The organism is Chloroflexota bacterium, assembly GCA_040902225.1.
GTDB lineage: Bacteria > Chloroflexota > Limnocylindria > QHBO01 > QHBO01 > CF-167.
The window spans coordinates 855,150-870,696 of the sequence record JBBDXT010000004.1; the positions used below are offsets into that span (position 1 = coordinate 855,150).

The 15,547-nt window shown below is 66.8% G+C and carries 19 protein-coding genes; 8 read left to right on the forward strand and 11 right to left on the reverse strand.

Annotated features, from left to right (window positions below; translation table 11 throughout):
• Positions 1 to 137: 137 nt before the first annotated feature.
• Positions 138 to 509, reverse strand: coding sequence for a VOC family protein (locus tag WEB29_06575; GenBank protein MEX2136607.1), 372 nt, complete (start codon positions 507 to 509; stop codon positions 138 to 140).
• Positions 510 to 586: 77 nt separating this feature from the next.
• Here WEB29_06575 and WEB29_06580 point away from each other — a divergent pair, with 77 nt between their 5' ends.
• Positions 587 to 1,066, forward strand: a complete 480-nt coding sequence (locus tag WEB29_06580; protein ID MEX2136608.1) for an ester cyclase — start codon at positions 587 to 589, stop codon at positions 1,064 to 1,066.
• Here the strand turns inward: WEB29_06580 and WEB29_06585 are convergent.
• The 5 genes from WEB29_06585 to WEB29_06605 form a co-directional block, all read right to left on the reverse strand.
• Positions 1,063 to 1,914, reverse strand: a complete 852-nt coding sequence (locus WEB29_06585; GenBank protein MEX2136609.1) for a hypothetical protein — start codon at positions 1,912 to 1,914, stop codon at positions 1,063 to 1,065. The two genes, WEB29_06580 and WEB29_06585, sit on opposite strands and share 4 nt — an antisense overlap.
• A gap of 124 nt (positions 1,915 to 2,038) precedes the next feature.
• Positions 2,039 to 2,506 carry a YdhR family protein gene (locus WEB29_06590; GenBank protein ID MEX2136610.1) on the reverse strand — a complete coding sequence of 156 codons (468 nt, stop codon included), beginning with the start codon at positions 2,504 to 2,506 and terminating at the stop codon, positions 2,039 to 2,041.
• Positions 2,507 to 2,626: 120 nt separating this feature from the next.
• A complete protein-coding gene (locus WEB29_06595) occupies positions 2,627 to 3,394 on the reverse strand; it encodes an ABC transporter permease (protein MEX2136611.1) in 768 nt (255 codons plus the stop codon).
• 9 nt (positions 3,395 to 3,403) lie between these two features.
• Positions 3,404 to 4,423, reverse strand: a complete 1,020-nt coding sequence (locus WEB29_06600; protein MEX2136612.1) for an ATP-binding cassette domain-containing protein — start codon at positions 4,421 to 4,423, stop codon at positions 3,404 to 3,406.
• 29 nt (positions 4,424 to 4,452) lie between these two features.
• Positions 4,453 to 4,947, reverse strand: coding sequence for a GNAT family N-acetyltransferase (locus WEB29_06605; protein ID MEX2136613.1), 495 nt, complete (start codon positions 4,945 to 4,947; stop codon positions 4,453 to 4,455).
• Positions 4,948 to 5,282: 335 nt separating this feature from the next.
• Here WEB29_06605 and WEB29_06610 point away from each other — a divergent pair, with 335 nt between their 5' ends.
• The 4 genes from WEB29_06610 to WEB29_06625 all read left to right on the forward strand — a co-directional run bounded on the left by WEB29_06610 (position 5,283) and on the right by WEB29_06625 (position 8,598).
• Positions 5,283 to 5,813, forward strand: coding sequence for a hypothetical protein (locus WEB29_06610; protein MEX2136614.1), 531 nt, complete (start codon positions 5,283 to 5,285; stop codon positions 5,811 to 5,813).
• Positions 5,814 to 5,815: 2 nt separating this feature from the next.
• Positions 5,816 to 7,798: a M3 family metallopeptidase gene (locus tag WEB29_06615; protein MEX2136615.1), complete on the forward strand. Its 1,983-nt coding sequence runs from the start codon at positions 5,816 to 5,818 to the stop codon at positions 7,796 to 7,798.
• Between the two features lie 184 nt (positions 7,799 to 7,982).
• Positions 7,983 to 8,210: an AbrB/MazE/SpoVT family DNA-binding domain-containing protein gene (locus WEB29_06620; protein ID MEX2136616.1), complete on the forward strand. Its 228-nt coding sequence runs from the start codon at positions 7,983 to 7,985 to the stop codon at positions 8,208 to 8,210.
• Positions 8,211 to 8,217: 7 nt separating this feature from the next.
• Positions 8,218 to 8,598, forward strand: coding sequence for a type II toxin-antitoxin system death-on-curing family toxin (locus WEB29_06625; GenBank protein ID MEX2136617.1), 381 nt, complete (start codon positions 8,218 to 8,220; stop codon positions 8,596 to 8,598).
• A gap of 355 nt (positions 8,599 to 8,953) precedes the next feature.
• Here the strand turns inward: WEB29_06625 and WEB29_06630 are convergent, their stop codons facing one another.
• From WEB29_06630 to WEB29_06640, 3 genes are all read right to left on the reverse strand, one after another.
• Complete coding sequence (locus WEB29_06630) at positions 8,954 to 9,235, reverse strand: BrnT family toxin (protein MEX2136618.1); 282 nt, start codon at positions 9,233 to 9,235, stop codon at positions 8,954 to 8,956.
• Positions 9,236 to 9,396: 161 nt separating this feature from the next.
• On the reverse strand, positions 9,397 to 10,191 hold the full coding sequence (locus WEB29_06635) for an alpha/beta hydrolase (protein MEX2136619.1): 795 nt from the start codon (positions 10,189 to 10,191) through the stop codon (positions 9,397 to 9,399).
• A 239-nt stretch (positions 10,192 to 10,430) separates the two neighbouring features.
• Positions 10,431 to 11,237 (reverse strand): lysyl oxidase family protein, encoded by an 807-nt coding sequence (locus tag WEB29_06640; protein MEX2136620.1) that lies wholly within the window; start codon positions 11,235 to 11,237, stop codon positions 10,431 to 10,433.
• 153 nt (positions 11,238 to 11,390) lie between these two features.
• Between WEB29_06640 and WEB29_06645 the strand changes: the two genes are divergently transcribed.
• The 3 genes from WEB29_06645 to WEB29_06655 all read left to right on the forward strand — a co-directional run bounded on the left by WEB29_06645 (position 11,391) and on the right by WEB29_06655 (position 13,446).
• Positions 11,391 to 12,383: a kelch repeat-containing protein gene (locus tag WEB29_06645; protein ID MEX2136621.1), complete on the forward strand. Its 993-nt coding sequence runs from the start codon at positions 11,391 to 11,393 to the stop codon at positions 12,381 to 12,383.
• A 71-nt stretch (positions 12,384 to 12,454) separates the two neighbouring features.
• On the forward strand, positions 12,455 to 12,952 hold the full coding sequence (locus WEB29_06650; protein ID MEX2136622.1) for a DnaJ domain-containing protein: 498 nt from the start codon (positions 12,455 to 12,457) through the stop codon (positions 12,950 to 12,952).
• A 23-nt stretch (positions 12,953 to 12,975) separates the two neighbouring features.
• Positions 12,976 to 13,446 carry a DnaJ domain-containing protein gene (locus tag WEB29_06655; protein ID MEX2136623.1) on the forward strand — a complete coding sequence of 157 codons (471 nt, stop codon included), beginning with the start codon at positions 12,976 to 12,978 and terminating at the stop codon, positions 13,444 to 13,446.
• A 55-nt stretch (positions 13,447 to 13,501) separates the two neighbouring features.
• On the opposite strand, the gene WEB29_06660 is transcribed toward WEB29_06655, so the two are convergent.
• Positions 13,502 to 15,082: a PxKF domain-containing protein gene (locus tag WEB29_06660; GenBank protein MEX2136624.1), complete on the reverse strand. Its 1,581-nt coding sequence runs from the start codon at positions 15,080 to 15,082 to the stop codon at positions 13,502 to 13,504.
• Positions 15,083 to 15,251: 169 nt separating this feature from the next.
• Complete coding sequence (locus WEB29_06665) at positions 15,252 to 15,419, reverse strand: hypothetical protein (GenBank protein ID MEX2136625.1); 168 nt, start codon at positions 15,417 to 15,419, stop codon at positions 15,252 to 15,254.
• Between the last annotated feature and the right edge of the window lie 128 nt (positions 15,420 to 15,547).

The window sequence follows — 15,547 nt, forward strand, 5'->3', positions numbered from 1 at the left end:
GGCACGCTCCCGATCAGTCGAGGGCGGGTGAATCCGTTCGAACGACTGATCTAATGCGCCAAGTTTCGCATCTGACCGGGCGAAGGCTCGGCGCCTATTATTCCCGCACACGCACGGCCAACTTGGTCGTCTGCCCCCTAGGAAGGTTCGCCGGGCTGCATCGGGCTCATGAGCTGGAAGTAGTTGTCGTCCGGGTCGGCAAAGGTGGCGATCCAGGATCCGGGCGCTTCCTCGAAGGTGTACGGCTCGCGGATGACGACGCCGCCGGCGGCCTTGAAGCGCTCGAAATCGGCCTTCACCTCGGTGCTCTCGATGTTCCAGATGATCCGGCCCGGATGGGCGTTCTTGCCGTGGACCTGGTCGTGCGGGCCGATGGTGACCGCGCCGGAGCCGATCGCCCAGCCGACGTAGCCGCCGTCGCTCCAGGTCGGCTCGCCAAGGAGCTTGGTGTAATAATCGACGAGGCGCTGCGGGTCCTCCGACCCGATCAGAATGCTGTTGAAGTTCACGGTACCTCCTGGGTGCCCCTGCGTTCAGCCGCCGATATGGTGCGCCGCAGGAAGGAGGACTGCAAAGGAGATCTGGAATGAGCGGAATCTCAGAGGTTGACGGCAAGGATCTCGTGCGCCGCTACCTGGAGGACGTCTTCAGTGGTGGCAACGTCGCCGCCATGAACCGATACCTGCGCGGTGATGAATTCATGGAGGGTGTCGCCGAGCTCGTGACGCGTTGGCGGACCGCGTTCCCCGACTTCCGGATCAGCGTCGAGGAGGTCATCGTCGAGGGTGACCGCGTAGTGAGCGTCGAGATCTTGAGTGGCACCCACGACGGCGTGTACCAGAGCCGGATAGGACCAATCGCTCCGACCGGAACCAAGGTCTCGTGGTCGCGCATCTCGATCCGCCGACTCGACGGCGACCGGTTTGTCGACGGCTTCTTCGAGGAGGATGAGGTCGGCCTGCTCACGCAGCTCGGGGCCCTGACCGACCCTGGACAGGTCTCCAAAGGCCGTCATTCGCCGATGGCGCCGGGGCGCCGCCCCTCGGTTCCCGCGAAAGACTCCTAGCAGCGAAGGTCGGCGTCGAACCCCTTCGCGAAGTACTGGGCCAGTGTCACGACGTCGCCGGTAAATGCGGTGCGAGTGCAGTTATCCCTGGCCTGGCGCAGCGTCGTTGCGCCGGCCAGCCAGCTTGGATGAGCGCCGAAGACGAGGGTGCCTCCGGTGATCTGGTTCCACTGCTGCTGTGTCGAGTAGAAACCGATGTCCACGACATTCACGGACTGCAGGTACGCCACTGCACCCTGAAGAGCACCCACGTTGAGCGTGACATCGGACCGCCAGCTATTGCTGGTCTCAACATCCAGCCACCACACGTTCGCCTGCGGCGTGGACGTCGCGCCCGATGGGGCAAGCCCCAGCGAGATGTAGGCGCGGACCGCCGTCTGGTAGGAGTCGGCGGCCGCGTTCCAGCCGTAGTCGTAGGCGCAGTCGGCGGTGTCCGACCCTGGCGACGCTCCCGTGTCGCACTCGCGCGGGAACGTTTGCCCGTTGGGCCAGTGGGTCGAGAGGGCGGGGCCAGGGTTACCGGTATTGGCGTAGAGCTGGGCCTCCAGGCCGCCAGCCCAGGCGAGCTCGGATGGGCCGTTCCCCGTGCCGAGGCACGGATTGGGGCGGAAGACGATCCCCCTGTTCACGCCCACGATCCCAAACGCCGGCTTCGTCGGGAACGGGCCACCGCATTGCGGGTAGGAGATGTCATAGCCGACGCTGGGGCTGCCGCCCACCTTCGCCGTCCCGCCCGGCGGCCTGGCTGCCGCGACGGTCGCCGGGGAAGCCGCGAGCAGGACGAGGCCGGCAATGACCGGCACGATCGTGAGCGCGACGAATCGGATAGGACGGCCTGAAAGGGACATGAGCACTACTCGCTGGGGAGGGCGGGGTTGGTCAGAGTAGGCCCTCCAAAGCGCGTCGTCAACGCGGCGAAGGTGCGGGCACTACCGGAAAAGAAGAGCGGGGGGCGCAGCCGAGACTAGCCGCTTACAGCAGCTTCAATCCGAGCTGCGTGGCCCGCGTGAGTTCCTGCATGACGCCGTAGTCGGCGGATTCCACGGCGAGCATCGAAGCGTCGTTGAGAACCTCGGCCCACAGCTCACTCGCCAGAAACGCCTCGTAAGCCTCGCGGTCCCGCCAGAGGTACAAACCGCCGTAGACATCCCCGTTGGGGCGCTTCAGCCACACCTTGGCGAGCAGCCCGGGCACGCCTGCCATCGCCTCAGCGAACTCCCTGTTCGCCTCGATGAAGTCGGCGTCGCTGACGCCTTCCACGCGGTAGGTGACGATCTGAACATGCATCACCGGCTCTCTATTAGGATTCGCGTCGTTCAGCCATGGTACGGGCCGCGATCCGGGCACGTCGGTTCGCTTGGCCCAAAGTGAGACACTGCCCGATTTCCTTACAGGTAGAGACTGATATTGACGAGATCCTTCGGCGTCAGCGCTGATCATGCACTCGGGCACTCGTGCTGCACGAATGCACGCGCGGCCATGACACCGCAGTGAGAGACCCCCCTGCGCGTCCTTAACCGGCCACAACCCGTGTCCGACGAGCCTCCAGCCCTTGAATCTCTAGGCGGTGAGCCGCCGGAAGGCCCAGATCGTGGCCCCCTGGGTAACGACGAACAGGATCGCCATGGCGAGGAGCGCCTTGCCCATCAACGCTGCGTCGAAGCCGGTCGACATCAGCCCGCGCTGCGCCTCGATGACGTAGCTGATCGGATTCCATTGGTTGACGACCTGCAGCCACTCCGGCATGCGCTCGACCGGCACGAAGGCGGTCGACATGAAGGCGAGGGGGAAGAAGAGGAGCGACAGGGTGCCGGCCGCCTGCTCGTTCTTGGTGAGCAGGGCGGGCACGAACGAGGTGCCGGCCCATGCGATCCCGAAGAGTCCGGACAGCGCCAGGATGCCCAGGGCGCCAGGGATCCCCGTTACGAGGCTCGCCCCCAGCACGATGCTCGTGACGAGGATGACGGCGGCCATCAGCGCACAGGTGAAGAAGAGCGGCACCATCTCCCCGAACAGAATCGAGATCCGATTGATGGGCGTCACGCGCAGCTTGTCCAGGTAGCCGCTGTGGAAGTCCATCAGCAGGTTGATCCCCACCCACGACACCCCCAGGAAGACGGCGAACACGATCTGGCCGGGTGCCAGGTAGGCGAGGTAGCTCGACTCTTCGAAGCCTGGCAGCTGGATGATGTCCTTGAACAGCTGGCTGAAGATGACCAGCTGGATGAGCGGGAAGAAGAGCGTGCTCAGCCAGTTGCCCGGCACGCGAGCCCAGCGCAGGAAGGAGCGGCGACCGAGCAGGAAGGTCTCGTAGGCAATTCCAAGCATCGTTCGGTCTCAGTACCAGCCGGTGAAATGGACGTTGGCCTGCTCCTCGCGGATCGTCTTTCCGGTGTAGCGCAGGAAGACGTCGTCCAGCGAGGGTTGGTGCATCGTGAGTGAACCGATGCGGACGCCGTCCCCGTCCAGACGACGCATCAGTTCCGGAATCGCGGCAGCGGCATTCGAGACGTAGAGCTGAATTCCAGACGGGCTCGGCTTGATCTCGGCGACCGGCTCGAAGCCTTCCAGCATCCGCCCGATGTCGGCGCGCTGCCGATCCAGATCATCGGCGCCGTCGGCTTCCAGCGCGAGCTCGACCACGTCGTTGCCGACCGTGCGCTTCAGCTCCGCGGGCGTGCCCTCGACGACGATCTTGCCCTCGTCGATGATCGCGATCCGCTTGCAGAGCCGATCGGCCTCCTCCATGTAGTGCGTCGTCAGAAGCATGGTCGTGCCTGAGGCGTTCACCGATTCGAGCTCCTCCCACAGGGCGTTGCGGCTCTGCGGGTCGAGCCCCTCCGTCGGCTCATCGAGGAAGAGCACCCGCGGCCGATGCAGCAATGCACTCGCCAGGTCGAGGCGGCGCTTCATGCCACCGGAGAACGTGCCGACGACCTTCTTCTGCGATTCGGTCAGCTTCATGAGCACGAGGAGTTCGTCGATGCGGGTTTGCAACTGGGCTGCTGGAACGCGCCGGAGGCGTCCAATCAGCTCCAGGTTCTCGCGGCCAGTGGCGAGAGGATCGACGGCCACCGTCTGCATCGCGAAGCCGACCTGCCTGCGGACCTCGCCCGGATGCGCCATGACGTCGATGCCCGACACGGTGGCGGAGCCCGATGTCGGGCGCAGCAGCGTGGCCAGGATCCGGATCGTGGTGGTCTTGCCTGCGCCGTTCGGCCCCAGGAAGCCGAAAAACTCGCCCTCGCCCACCGTAAAGCTGACCCCGTCCACCGCCCGGGTACCGCCCTTGTAGACCTTGACGAGGTCGCTGACCTGGATGACAGGGGTGCCGCCTGCCGAGGGTGTTTCCTGCATGCGGCGCACATCCTAGCCGGATTGCCGCGCTACCAGACCTCGCCGGGTCGCCAGTCCACCGCGATCGGCCGGGAGAGGTCGAGGCCGGGCGATCGCTCGAGGCGCCCGTCGCGCTCGCGGATCCAGGTCGGGCCTCGCCAGATGACCCAGCCCAGCCGCGCGTAGAACTCGTGGCTGCCGGTGCCCAGCGCGCCGAGCTCGTAACCCTCGTCGACCATCCGGTTGATGACCTCCATCACCCTGGTTCCGAGGCCCCGGCGCTGCAGGTCCGGCACGACCGCCACGGCCTCGACATAGCCGGCGCGAAGGGTCGCGTCACCCGGGTACAGGAGCCGATCGACAATGGCGGCGTGCGCCACGATGCCGCGTCCCGCCTCCTCCGCCATCACGTGGACGCCCGGCCCGATCGACTCCCAATAGCCGTCCCAGTCCTCGGCGAAAGCCGCCACACACAGGTCGGTCAGGGTCGACCACTCGTGGGTGCTGAGTGCGGCTGAGGGGACGACCCGGATGGAGGCTTCCACCGGTCGAGCATACCCGCGACCGAATTCGGACAGATTTAGATCAGGGCCGCATTATCTGGCGGAAATCCCCTCGTCAGAGACAGATGCAGCTGTGGTCCTGCAGCGCGGCCCATTCCGGCCGCCCAACACGTGGTAACGCGGCCCTGGTCTGAATCTGACCCGTCGAGAGACCGCAGCCCGCGGCGTGTGCCATCCGATCCCGTGACCGATCCCGCCGAGCAGCTGCGCCCGCGGCTCCCTCGCGACGACGTGGTCTTCGACGAGCGCTGGCCGGAGGGTTAGCATGCGAAACTCCAGGACCGCGCCACCGGCCGCCCGATAAGAGAGGTCCGCGCATGCAGTCAGCCGAAGAATCGACGTTCCAGGCCGGGGCCCAAGGCGGCCCGCAACTGGAACTCGAGCTGGTCTCATCCGACGCCCGAATCGCGGGTTCCGTCAGCCTGGGCGCGTATTCCCGCCTCTCCGACCTCCTCAACTTTCACGACGAGATCCTGACCGTCAGCGATGGCGCGGTCCTGACTCCGCAGGCCACGCGGTCCGCCGACGCGGCGCCACGCCTCGACGTCCGGCTGAACGAGCTGACGCTGGTCATCGACCGCTCGAACTACGTTCCGCCGGTGGATGAGGAACAGATGATCGAGAAGCGCGAGCATCGGATGCTGGCCGTCACCGACGCGTACGTCATCACCGCCACGTTCTTCATCTACGCCGGAGCCGAGGCGGTGCCGTACCTGCGCGCGAATGAACCTCGATGGATCCCCGTCACCGATGTCAACGTGCGCTCGCTGGTCGACCGCGAGGTGGAATTCGACGCCAAGTTCGCGGTGCTGCACCGCAAGCCTCTGCTCGCCACGGCGGTCATCTGAGGATGCTGCACGACTTCACGAACACCTCCGTCGAATCGGTCCGCACCGCGGTCACCGCCGCCCTGGCCGAGGCCGATGCCCTCATCGAGTGTGCCGTCGCCAGCGTCGATGCCCCCTCGTTCGAGGCGACGCTGCGCCCGCTCGACCTGGCCGGAGCCGCCGCGCTGGTCGGCTACTCGCGCGGCGCGTTCATGGCCTATGTCCACACCGACGCCGATGTGCGCGACGCAGGCCAGGCGGCCAAGGAGGCGGTCCAGAAGTGGAACGTCGGCCTCCCCTTCCGGGAGGACCTCTTCCGCGCAGTACGCGCCTTCGCCGACACGCCGGAGGCGGCCGCGCTCGAGGGCGAGCCAAAGCGCCTGCTGGAATTCTGGCTGCGCGACTTCCGTCGGGCGGGCCACGAGCTCGGGGCGGAGGACAAGGCCGAGCTCGAGAGCCTGCGCCAGCGCCTGGTTGAGCTGGAGGTGGCCTTCGCCCGCAACATCAATGACGACCAAGAAGGGATCGAGGTCAGCCGCGAAGACCTGGCCGGGCTGCCGGACGACTACGTCGAGCGCCTGAGCCCCGGCAGCGAGCCGGGGAGGTACAAAGTCAGCATCAAGCGGCCGGAGATGGTCCCGTTCATGGCCCAGGCGCACGATCGGTCGCTGAGGGAGAAGCTCTTCCGCCGGAACTGGACAGCGTCGGTCGACACCAATCGGCCGATCCTGGAAGAGGCGCTCAAGCTCCGACATCGGATCGCGCAGCTGTTTGGCCTTCCCACCTGGGCGCATTACGCGCTCGAGGTCAAGATGGCCGGCACGCCCGAACGGGTCGAGGAGTTCTACGCCCAGATCGTGCCGCCGCTGCGAGCCGCCGCCGAACGCGAGGTGGCGACGCTCCAGGCGCGAGCCGAGCGGGACGGCATCATCGGTCCGATCCAGGCCTGGGACTGGACTTACTACGACGACCAGCAGTCGCGCGAGGAGCACGGCGTCGACCAGAACCTGGTCAGCGCCTACCTGCCGCTCGAGCCGGTGATCGACGGGATGTTCGCGCTCACCGCGGAGGTCTTCGGCCTCGAGTACCGCCGCGTCCCGGATGCGAAGGCCTGGCACCCGGACGTGAAACTGTACGAGATCCGCGACAAGGCGAGCGGCGAGCTGATCGCCCACTTCTACGCGGACCTGTTCCCGCGCGAGGGCAAGTTCTATCACGCGGCCGCCTTCCCGCTGGAGCTGGGACACCGGCGCACCGACGGCAGCTACGCGACCCCGGTAAGCGCCATCGTCGCCAACCTGACGCCCCCCGGACCGGATCGGCCCAGCCTGCTGCGGCATGGGCCGCACGGCGAGCTGGAGACCCTCTTCCACGAGTTCGGGCACATCCTGCACGAGAGCCTGACGCGCGCCGAATCGGCCCGATTCAGCGGAGCCGAGACGGAGCGCGACTTCGTCGAGGCACCCTCCCAGATCATGGAGCATTGGGTCTGGCAGCCATCCATCCTGGCCCGTTTCGCACGGCACCACGAGACCGCTGAACCGATTCCGCAGGACCTGATCGATCGCATGGTCGGCAGCCGATACCTGAACGTGGGCCTGCGTGGCGCCTGGCAGGTGAGCTACGGCGCCGAGGACATGGCGATGCACGCCAGCCGCGAGGCGGTCGACCTCGACGCCGCCATGCGCGAGGCGTTCGAGGTCACCTCGCTCCCCTATCCGAAGGGGACGTGCGCGGTCGCCTCGTTCGGGCACCTGATGGGCGGCTACGACGCCGGCTATTACGGCTACCTGTGGGCCGAGGTGATCGGCGACGACCTGTGGGGTCGCTTCATGGATGAGGGGATCACCTCACCCGGTGTGGGGATGGCCTACCGCCGCGCGATCCTGGAGCCGAACGGCACCCGATCCGGCGACGACATGGTGGCCGATTTCCTGGGGCGGCCGGCCGCGGTCGAGAACTACCTGCGCATGCGCGACCTGCTCCCGGTGGAGACCGAGGCTTAGGGGCAGGCGCGGTTCTGCTGCGGGTGGCTGCGGCGGGTGCTCTGCTGTCAGCGTCCTTCGTGCAATCGTGCTTTCGTGCTACGCGAGCGGCCATGACGCGGGGCAGGCGAGCGTATCGGCCTCGCTCGATGCGAGGCTCAACCGGCTCCTTGACAGGTAGCATCTTTATGCTACGGTTCGTCTCATGTTGAAGCAGATTCGCCTCCGCCAGGCCGGCGGCTCGGTGAGCGCGACCCTGCCCAAGGAGATGGCTGATCGGCTCAGCTTGGGCGCGGGCGACGAGGTGCTGGCGGTCGAGACGACCGATGGGATCCTGTTGACGCCCTATGACGCCGCCACACTCGAGGCGGTCAGCGTTGGTCGCCGGCTGGCCAAGCGGTATCGAAGCGCGCTCCGCGAACTGGCCCACTAGCCGGGGGATGGAAGAGCCGACCTGGCTTTCGCGCCTCGCCATTGACGCGCTCCACCTGGACCAGCTCCGTGAGCACGGCGGCCTGCGAGGCCTTCGCGACGAGAACGCGCTCGGGTCGGCGTTGGCCCGCCCGCAACAGCGGTGGCGATACGACCCGAAGGCCGATCTAGCCGATCTGGCTGCGGCCTACGGGTTCGGCCTGGTCCGGGACCATCCCTACGCGGACGGCAACAAGCGCATCGGTTTCCTGGCCCTCGCGACGTTTCTTGACCTGAATGGGGTGGTCTTGAGTGCCGCCGATGCCGATGTCGTGGCCATGATGGATTCCCTTGCCGCCGGCACGTCGAGTGAGGAGGAGCTGGCGGTCTGGATCAGACGCCACACCTGACCGATAGCGACGTGGCCCGGCGGGCCGTGGTCCTCGCCACCCGGCGCAATTGGTGCGGCGCTATTCGCTCGCGGCGGGCGAACATTTCGCACCGGGTACTTCCGGTGTCAGGGTCCTTTGTGCGGCTGTGGGGCCGTGCAGCTGTGTGGCTGTGTAGCTGTGCTGCACAACCGACTGTGACGCGAACGCATTAGCGCGAAGCTACGACCCCTGGGACCCTGCCGGGCGCGGGCGCGGGCGGTCCGGGGTCACATCCTTGGATTTCGGAGACGGCGTGACCTCAACGACGTAGCCATCGGATGAGAGGCGAGCGTACCGGCCTCGCTCAACGCGCGCCTGGACGGGCTTGGGAGGCTTAGGCTTCTTCGTAGGCATGTCGTTCCCGCCTGGTGGCGTCGCGTGCGGAGATGATCCGGATGGTAAAGCCGTCCTCCGACGTTGTCACGTGGAGGACTTGGCCCCTGCGAGACCTTCCCGTCGTGCTCCAGCGTTGCTCACCGGTTGAGTGCTCCACATCTTCCTCAGACCTGGCGAGGGGATCCAAAAGCACCTCGATCGCTTGCCGAAAGTCGACCCCGTGCTTGCGAACATTGTCAGCCTCCTTGTCCTCGTCCCAGAGGAAGCGGGGCGTCGTCATTCCCGAATCGTCGGCAACGCCGCTTACCAGGCAATTACTCGTGCGCGGTACCACGGCGGCCCGGCTCTGCGCGCCGAGTCTGGTTGTGCGGCTGTGCGGCTGTGCTGCACACCCAACCTTGACGCCGACCGAGTGCCGGCCTGGAACGCTCGCGTGCCCAGCTAGCTCTCCAGGAACTCCGTGACGATGCGCAGGAACTCCTCTGGCGCCTCCATTGGCGGCAAGTGCGCGACGCCGGGCATCCTGACCAGCCGCGCGTGCGGAATGGACGCGGCCAGGTGCACCCCCATCTCCATCATGTCCGGCTGATCCAGCTCTCCCACCACCACGAGCGTGCGCGCGCCGACCTCCCCCAGCCGATCCGCAGCCCGCGGCTCGAGCGGCTCAGCGTCGACTGCACCCTCGACGGCCTGGAGCTCAAGGGCGGGGCGGTACATGTCGAACACGGCCTGTCGCAGCTCGGGTGGCGCCTCGCGGCCTCGAAGTGGCCCGTCAACCCAGGTCCGCACATTGGCCCATGCCACCTCGTCGAGGTCGCCTCGCTGCCAGGCGGCCTCTTCTGCCTCCCAATCGGCCTTCAATGAATCAGCCCACTCCCAGCCGGCAAGGCCTGGAGCGACCACTACCAGGCGATCCACCTTGTACGGCTCGCCCAGCGCCAGGTCGAGCGACGCCGACCCACCCATCGAGACACCGATCACGTGGGCCGGCACCGCGGCCAGCGCCCGGAGCAGCCGGGCGAGGTCGTGCCAGTTGGTGAAGGCCTCGGTGGCGGCGATGGACTCGCCGAAGCCGCGCAGATCGGGGCGGATCACCCGGAACCGGGCAGCCAGAGCCTCCCAGACCGGATCCCACATGTGCCGGTTGGCGATCCCGGCGTGGACGAGCAGCAGCGGATGGCCTGAACCAGCCTCGTCGTAGGCGATATCGGCTCCGTTGAGGTTCAGGGTTGGCATCGGTTGAGGATAGACCGTGGCGCGTGCGCTGCTCTGCTGGACCATCACAGCGCCGGCCTATCGCCCCTAGTCAGGGCACAAAGTCGCCTCCGTACCCGGACCGATGTACTGCCCGCTAGGCCGTCGCCGGCTGCGCGACTGGGCAGGTGTTTATCGGGCGCCTATTGCGTCCACCTGCAACACAGCACGAGGATTTACGCTCATGATGAGACTCCATTCAGCTCGGAGTCGTAGGGCACTCAGCAGTCAGTCTCGGCCAGTCCGCTGGCGGTCAAGCCGATCTGCACGCGAACCGACGCCGCGTTGTTCGCATCGTTGCGCTCCGTAAGGTGGACGGTCGGATCCGCGGTGGAGACGAAGCAGTACAGGCCAGCGGCGAGGCCGGTGATGTCGACCCACTGGCCGGAGATCGTGCTGGGGTACTCGTCACTCCAACCGATGCTCAGCCCTTCGGTCGCGTTCCGCCCGCAGCTGCGGTAGTACTTGCTCGACGGCGAGCCGGTGACGCCCGCCTGGGGGTTGTGGACATCGATGAGGCAGAAGGTTGCCTTGGGGCTGCTGGTCAGCGACAGGCCGGTGCGCTCGCCGTCGACATCGGTGGCGTAGAGCTCGTACGACGCGAAGTTGTCGATGTGCCAGTGCCGATGCTGGGCGTGGAACGTCATACAGCCCGCCTCGGCGGTGGTCGAGGAGGTGTCGGTCCCGCGCTCGAACACGCCGTTGCCGTTCGCGTCATGGTAGAGGCGCTGCATCGCGATGCGGTCCTCGCCTCTGGTGCCGCACTTCGTCTTGCTGGGGAAGACCTCCAGCGGCCCGATGTTGGCGGCCAGTGCCCCTCTCCCGTCGCGCGCCGTGTTGAGGACCTCGTTGTCGAATCGCAGCAGGCGGCGACCGGAGACGGTCGAGGTGTCAATGCTGAAGTCCTTCGGCTCGATCGTCACCAGGTCAGGCGTCAACACCACGGGCTCGACCGCGAGGGTTGTTGCGCTGACGAGCACTGCGGCGACGGCCGCTGCGGAAAGCGATACCCATTTTGGTCGTCGCACCGCGAACTCCTCATCTCGTGGATTGACCCAGCGTACTCCCCCATGATCGGCGTGTCGCCGACGGTCAGCGTCGCCCCGCAGTTCAGGCAGACCCGAATCAGTTGCCCCGAATCCGGGGGTGCGGGGACGAGCGAGGCCTGATAGCGTCAGCCGATGATTCGTCGGCTGGTGCGGGTCATCGTTGTTGTGCTGCTGGGAGTTGCGATTGGCGTCATGGCCTATGTCGCCTTCCTGATGATGACCAACCCGCGACCGCGGGACGCGGTGGGCTGGACGCTGCTTGCCCCGCTTCCGTCCGGGCGCGGCGAAACGGCGGCGGCGGTCGCGGATGGGCGGCTGTACGTCATCGGGGGGCTGACGGGCCTCGGAGGCCAGGCCACTGGGGAGGTATCGGCCTACGACCCGGCGCTCGACGCCTGGGAGTCAGCGCCTCCCCTCCCCGCGGCCCGACACCATGCGGCGGCAGCCGGCCTGGACGGCGTCGTTTATGCCGGCGGGGGTGCCGCTGCGGACGGGACACCCCAGCCGACACTCTGGGCGCTCGATCCCGCGACGGAAGCATGGCGCGAGCTGGCGCCGATGCCGGAGCCCCGCCTGGGGCATCGGATTGTGGCCATCGGCGATCGTTTGTACGTGGTTGGCGGGGTCGGCGTGACCGCCAAGGTCCTGGCCTACGACCCCGCGACCGATGCATGGACAACCGGAGCCCCGATCCCGACACCGCGAAACCACCTCGCCGCGGTTGTCGTCGAGGGCGAGATCTGGGCCATCGGCGGCCGATCCGGCAGCCAGATCCATACCCGGGTCGACATCTACGACACGAGCACCGACTCATGGCGCGACGGTCCGCTCCTCCCTGAGGCGACCAGTGGCGCGTCCGAGGGAGTCGTGGACGGCGTCATCTTCGTCTCAGGCGGCGAGGATCCCAGTGGGGCGGGCGGGGTGATCGACCGCCACTGGATGCTCGATACTCGGTCAGAGACGACCCGTTGGGAGCCGCTGTCGCCACCGCCACTCCCCGTTCACGGTGCGCACGGGGCAGCACTCGATGGCCGGTTCCTGATCGTCGGCGGCGCACTGCGGCAGGGTGCCTTCTCGAGGCTCAGCTGGACCATCTCGGCCCAGGCCTACCGGCCCCAGTTGTAAGGACTTTTGCTATTGGAAATTGGCTCGATCGGTATGACAATACTGATTCAGCACACAGGTCCCTGCATTTCGTGAGCGAACAAGACTTTTACAAGGTTCTCCAGGTCGACCCTGACGCCGATGCGGACGTGATCGCGGCGGCGTTTGGCGTGCTATCGGGCAAGCTCAATCCCAGGACGGACCAGACCGGAGTCCACGAGGTCCGCCTGGCGGAGTTGAACCGTGCCTACCTCATCCTTCGGGATCGAGCCGCGCGGCTCGCCTACGACAAGAAGCGGAATACAGAGTTGGTGGCGATGGGTCCGGGCGATAACGGCCACGACTACCAGCGCCTGGGCAGCGGCTCACTCACCGAGCGCGTGCAGGCCGGCCCGAATGGCGAGCACGTGGATTCCCTGACGATCAGCTTCGGGCGATACGCCGGCTGGACGCTGGGCGCACTCGTCCGCCAGGACCCTGACTACCTCCGCTGGCTCAGCCGCCACTCTTCAGGAATCCGGTACCGCGCCGCCATCTTGAAGCTTCTTGGCGAGCAGGAAGAGCAACACGCGTCCCAGGCCAAGAGGTAGCGGCCTGGGGATAGGCTGAGGGTGTGGAGAGACGCGACGCGTATCGCATCCTGCATGTCATCCGGGATGCGGACCCCGATGTCGTTCGAGCCGCCTACCGCGTGCTCGCCCGCAAGCTGCATCCCGATGGCAAGGACGCACCCCTGGACGCTGCCGCCGAGCGGCGCATGGCGGATCTGAACTGGGCCTACGCACAGGTGCGAGACGAGGCCGCTCGCAGGACGTATGAGCGCGAGCGAACGGCAAACCCGCCCCGCACCGCCGCCGAACCGAGAAGCCACGGAGCCCCGCTGGCGGATGGCGACGACGCCACCTTGGTCACGCTCGATTTTGGGCGCTACTCGGGCTGGATGTTGCGTGACGTGGCCAGGCGGGACATCGACTACCTCATCTGGCTGCGGCGGCATGCATCGGGGGCGCGCTTTCGCTCGGCGATCGACCTGCTGGTGCGCGAGCAGAAACCAGTTGAACGTCCCGTCGGCAGAAAGCGCTGACCCGGGGTCAAGCCCCACCGGATCCGCTCAGTAGCCGGGCCGTTCTATCCCCCGCTCAAGGCCGAAATTGGAAGATTGCTTCCTGGACCGATCCGTCGGCGAAGGTCATGGTCAGCTTCCTGCAGCCGGTCCATTCCTTCTGCGTCTTCCAGGTGTAGGTGTAGGTGTCGCTGGCGGCGTCGTAACTGAGACTCGAGCCGCCCGCAGTGACCGTAACCTCCACGCCGTCATACGGCGCGCCCGTATCGCATGTCACCGGCTGCGACGAGGGCGAGCCCGGGGCGAATATCGCCAGGCCCCGGTTCCCGCCGAGGCTGAACTTGAGCGGGACTGCGGTACCCGCCTTCATTCCGTTGCGGACAGGGGCCGCGTCAACTGGCGGACGGAAGCTATCGAAACGCGTAGCCAGGGTCGGACGGCCGAAGTTCCACTTGCTCGCCTGCAGAGTGGCCACCGTGATCGAGACACCGCCCCCGACCTCGTCGACGCGCTGCCAGACGCACGGAGAGGCGACTGCGGCGGCGGCGGCGGGCGCGATGTCGTCGCACTCCGGCACGACCTCGGTGCTGTTGAGTGCTGTGCGCAGGATCACGATCGACTGTGCGTTCTCGCCATCGGGCACCAGGGACGCATCCAGCTTGAAGGTGAGCAGCAGCGGGTCGGCAGCGTCGGTGGCGACCGGCGCGGTGATCACCACCTGTTCACCGAAGAAGGTGTAGCCGGCGGGTGACGGATCCACCGTCACCTCGGCGATGGTGACCGTGCCCGCGATGGGGCTCGTAACCGCCGTCACCAGCGGATCCTCGGGCGAAGGAGCCCCGGTTGCGGTTGAGAGCGTCTCTCCCGCTGCGAGTGCCGCGGTCGCGGTCGTCGGTGGGATGAAGAGGGCGACTCCCGTCTGGGAGAACGAGCCGAGGACCAGGCCGCCGTTCCGTGCCGTGAATCGGTTCCCATCGGGGTCGGCAGTGTAGGTGAAGTCCACGACCTGCCCGCCTTGCACGGGTGTCGCCAGGACGAGGTCGACCACTCCGAGCCCGATGTCCGTAAAGCGCGGTTCGACCAGCGAGACTGCATCTGCGACTCCGTCAACGGTGACCGCGAAGTCGTCAAGCGCAGGAATCGAGTCCAGGTCCACCTGCCCGGTGAAGAGCAAGGTCAGCCGGTTCGTCGCATTGGCAGCATCCACCAGGGCGCCGAGAAACTCGAAATCGCCCATGTCAAGGACCTCGCCAGCGACGGTCTGCGGGGTCAGCGGCGGAGTCAACGACAGGTCGCGCAGCGGGGCGGGTCCCTCCTGGTAGCTGACCTGGAATTCCGACGAGGGCCCGATGCTGGCGCTCGGGGGCAGATCCAGCCGGATCAGCGTCGTGCCGCTCGGATCGAAGGGACCGCCAGTTCCTGCGAGGCCCGACAGCAGGTAGTCGCCTCCAACAGGATCATGCGGCGTGCCGTCGATGGTTACGGTGAAATGGTCGAACGGAACGGGAACGGTCTCGTCGAGCCGCTTGTCGAAGACAACACCGACGTGGTTGTACGAGGTCGCGCTCGCGATCTCACCGACGAACAGGATGGTGGCCGGGTCACCGTCGGCGCCCAGGACCGGGCTGGAACCACCGCCCAGCGCGGTAACCATCATGCTGCTCACGAGCAGCCCAGAAAACCGACGCCGCGTGCCAAGTCTCAACATCGGAGGGCCTCTTCATTGACGCAGAGGTTTGACCGACAGCCCAGCCCTCAGGGAGTGCAGGGTACTCCCGGCAGCGGAATGCGTCCAGATGGTGCGCCGGGCCTGCTGCTCTGGTTCGTCAGTAGTAGTCCGAGCAGGAGAGGAAGTAGCCGCAGCCGGTGCAGATCAGCTTGCACTTGCGCTCTTCCATGGCCGAGCCGCAGTTCGCACAGGTGCGCATCAGCTCGCCCGGGTCGGACTCGTGCAACTGGACCGATGACGCCGGATCCACCTGGCGGAGGCTCACTGGTGCAGGCCCTAGCTGAAGCATGGGCGCCAGGATAGACCGATGACTCCGTCCGCCGCGGCGCGCAAGACCTACGGCGGGGGGGGGGGGGGGGGGGGGGGGGGGGGGGGGGGGGGGGGGGGGGGGGG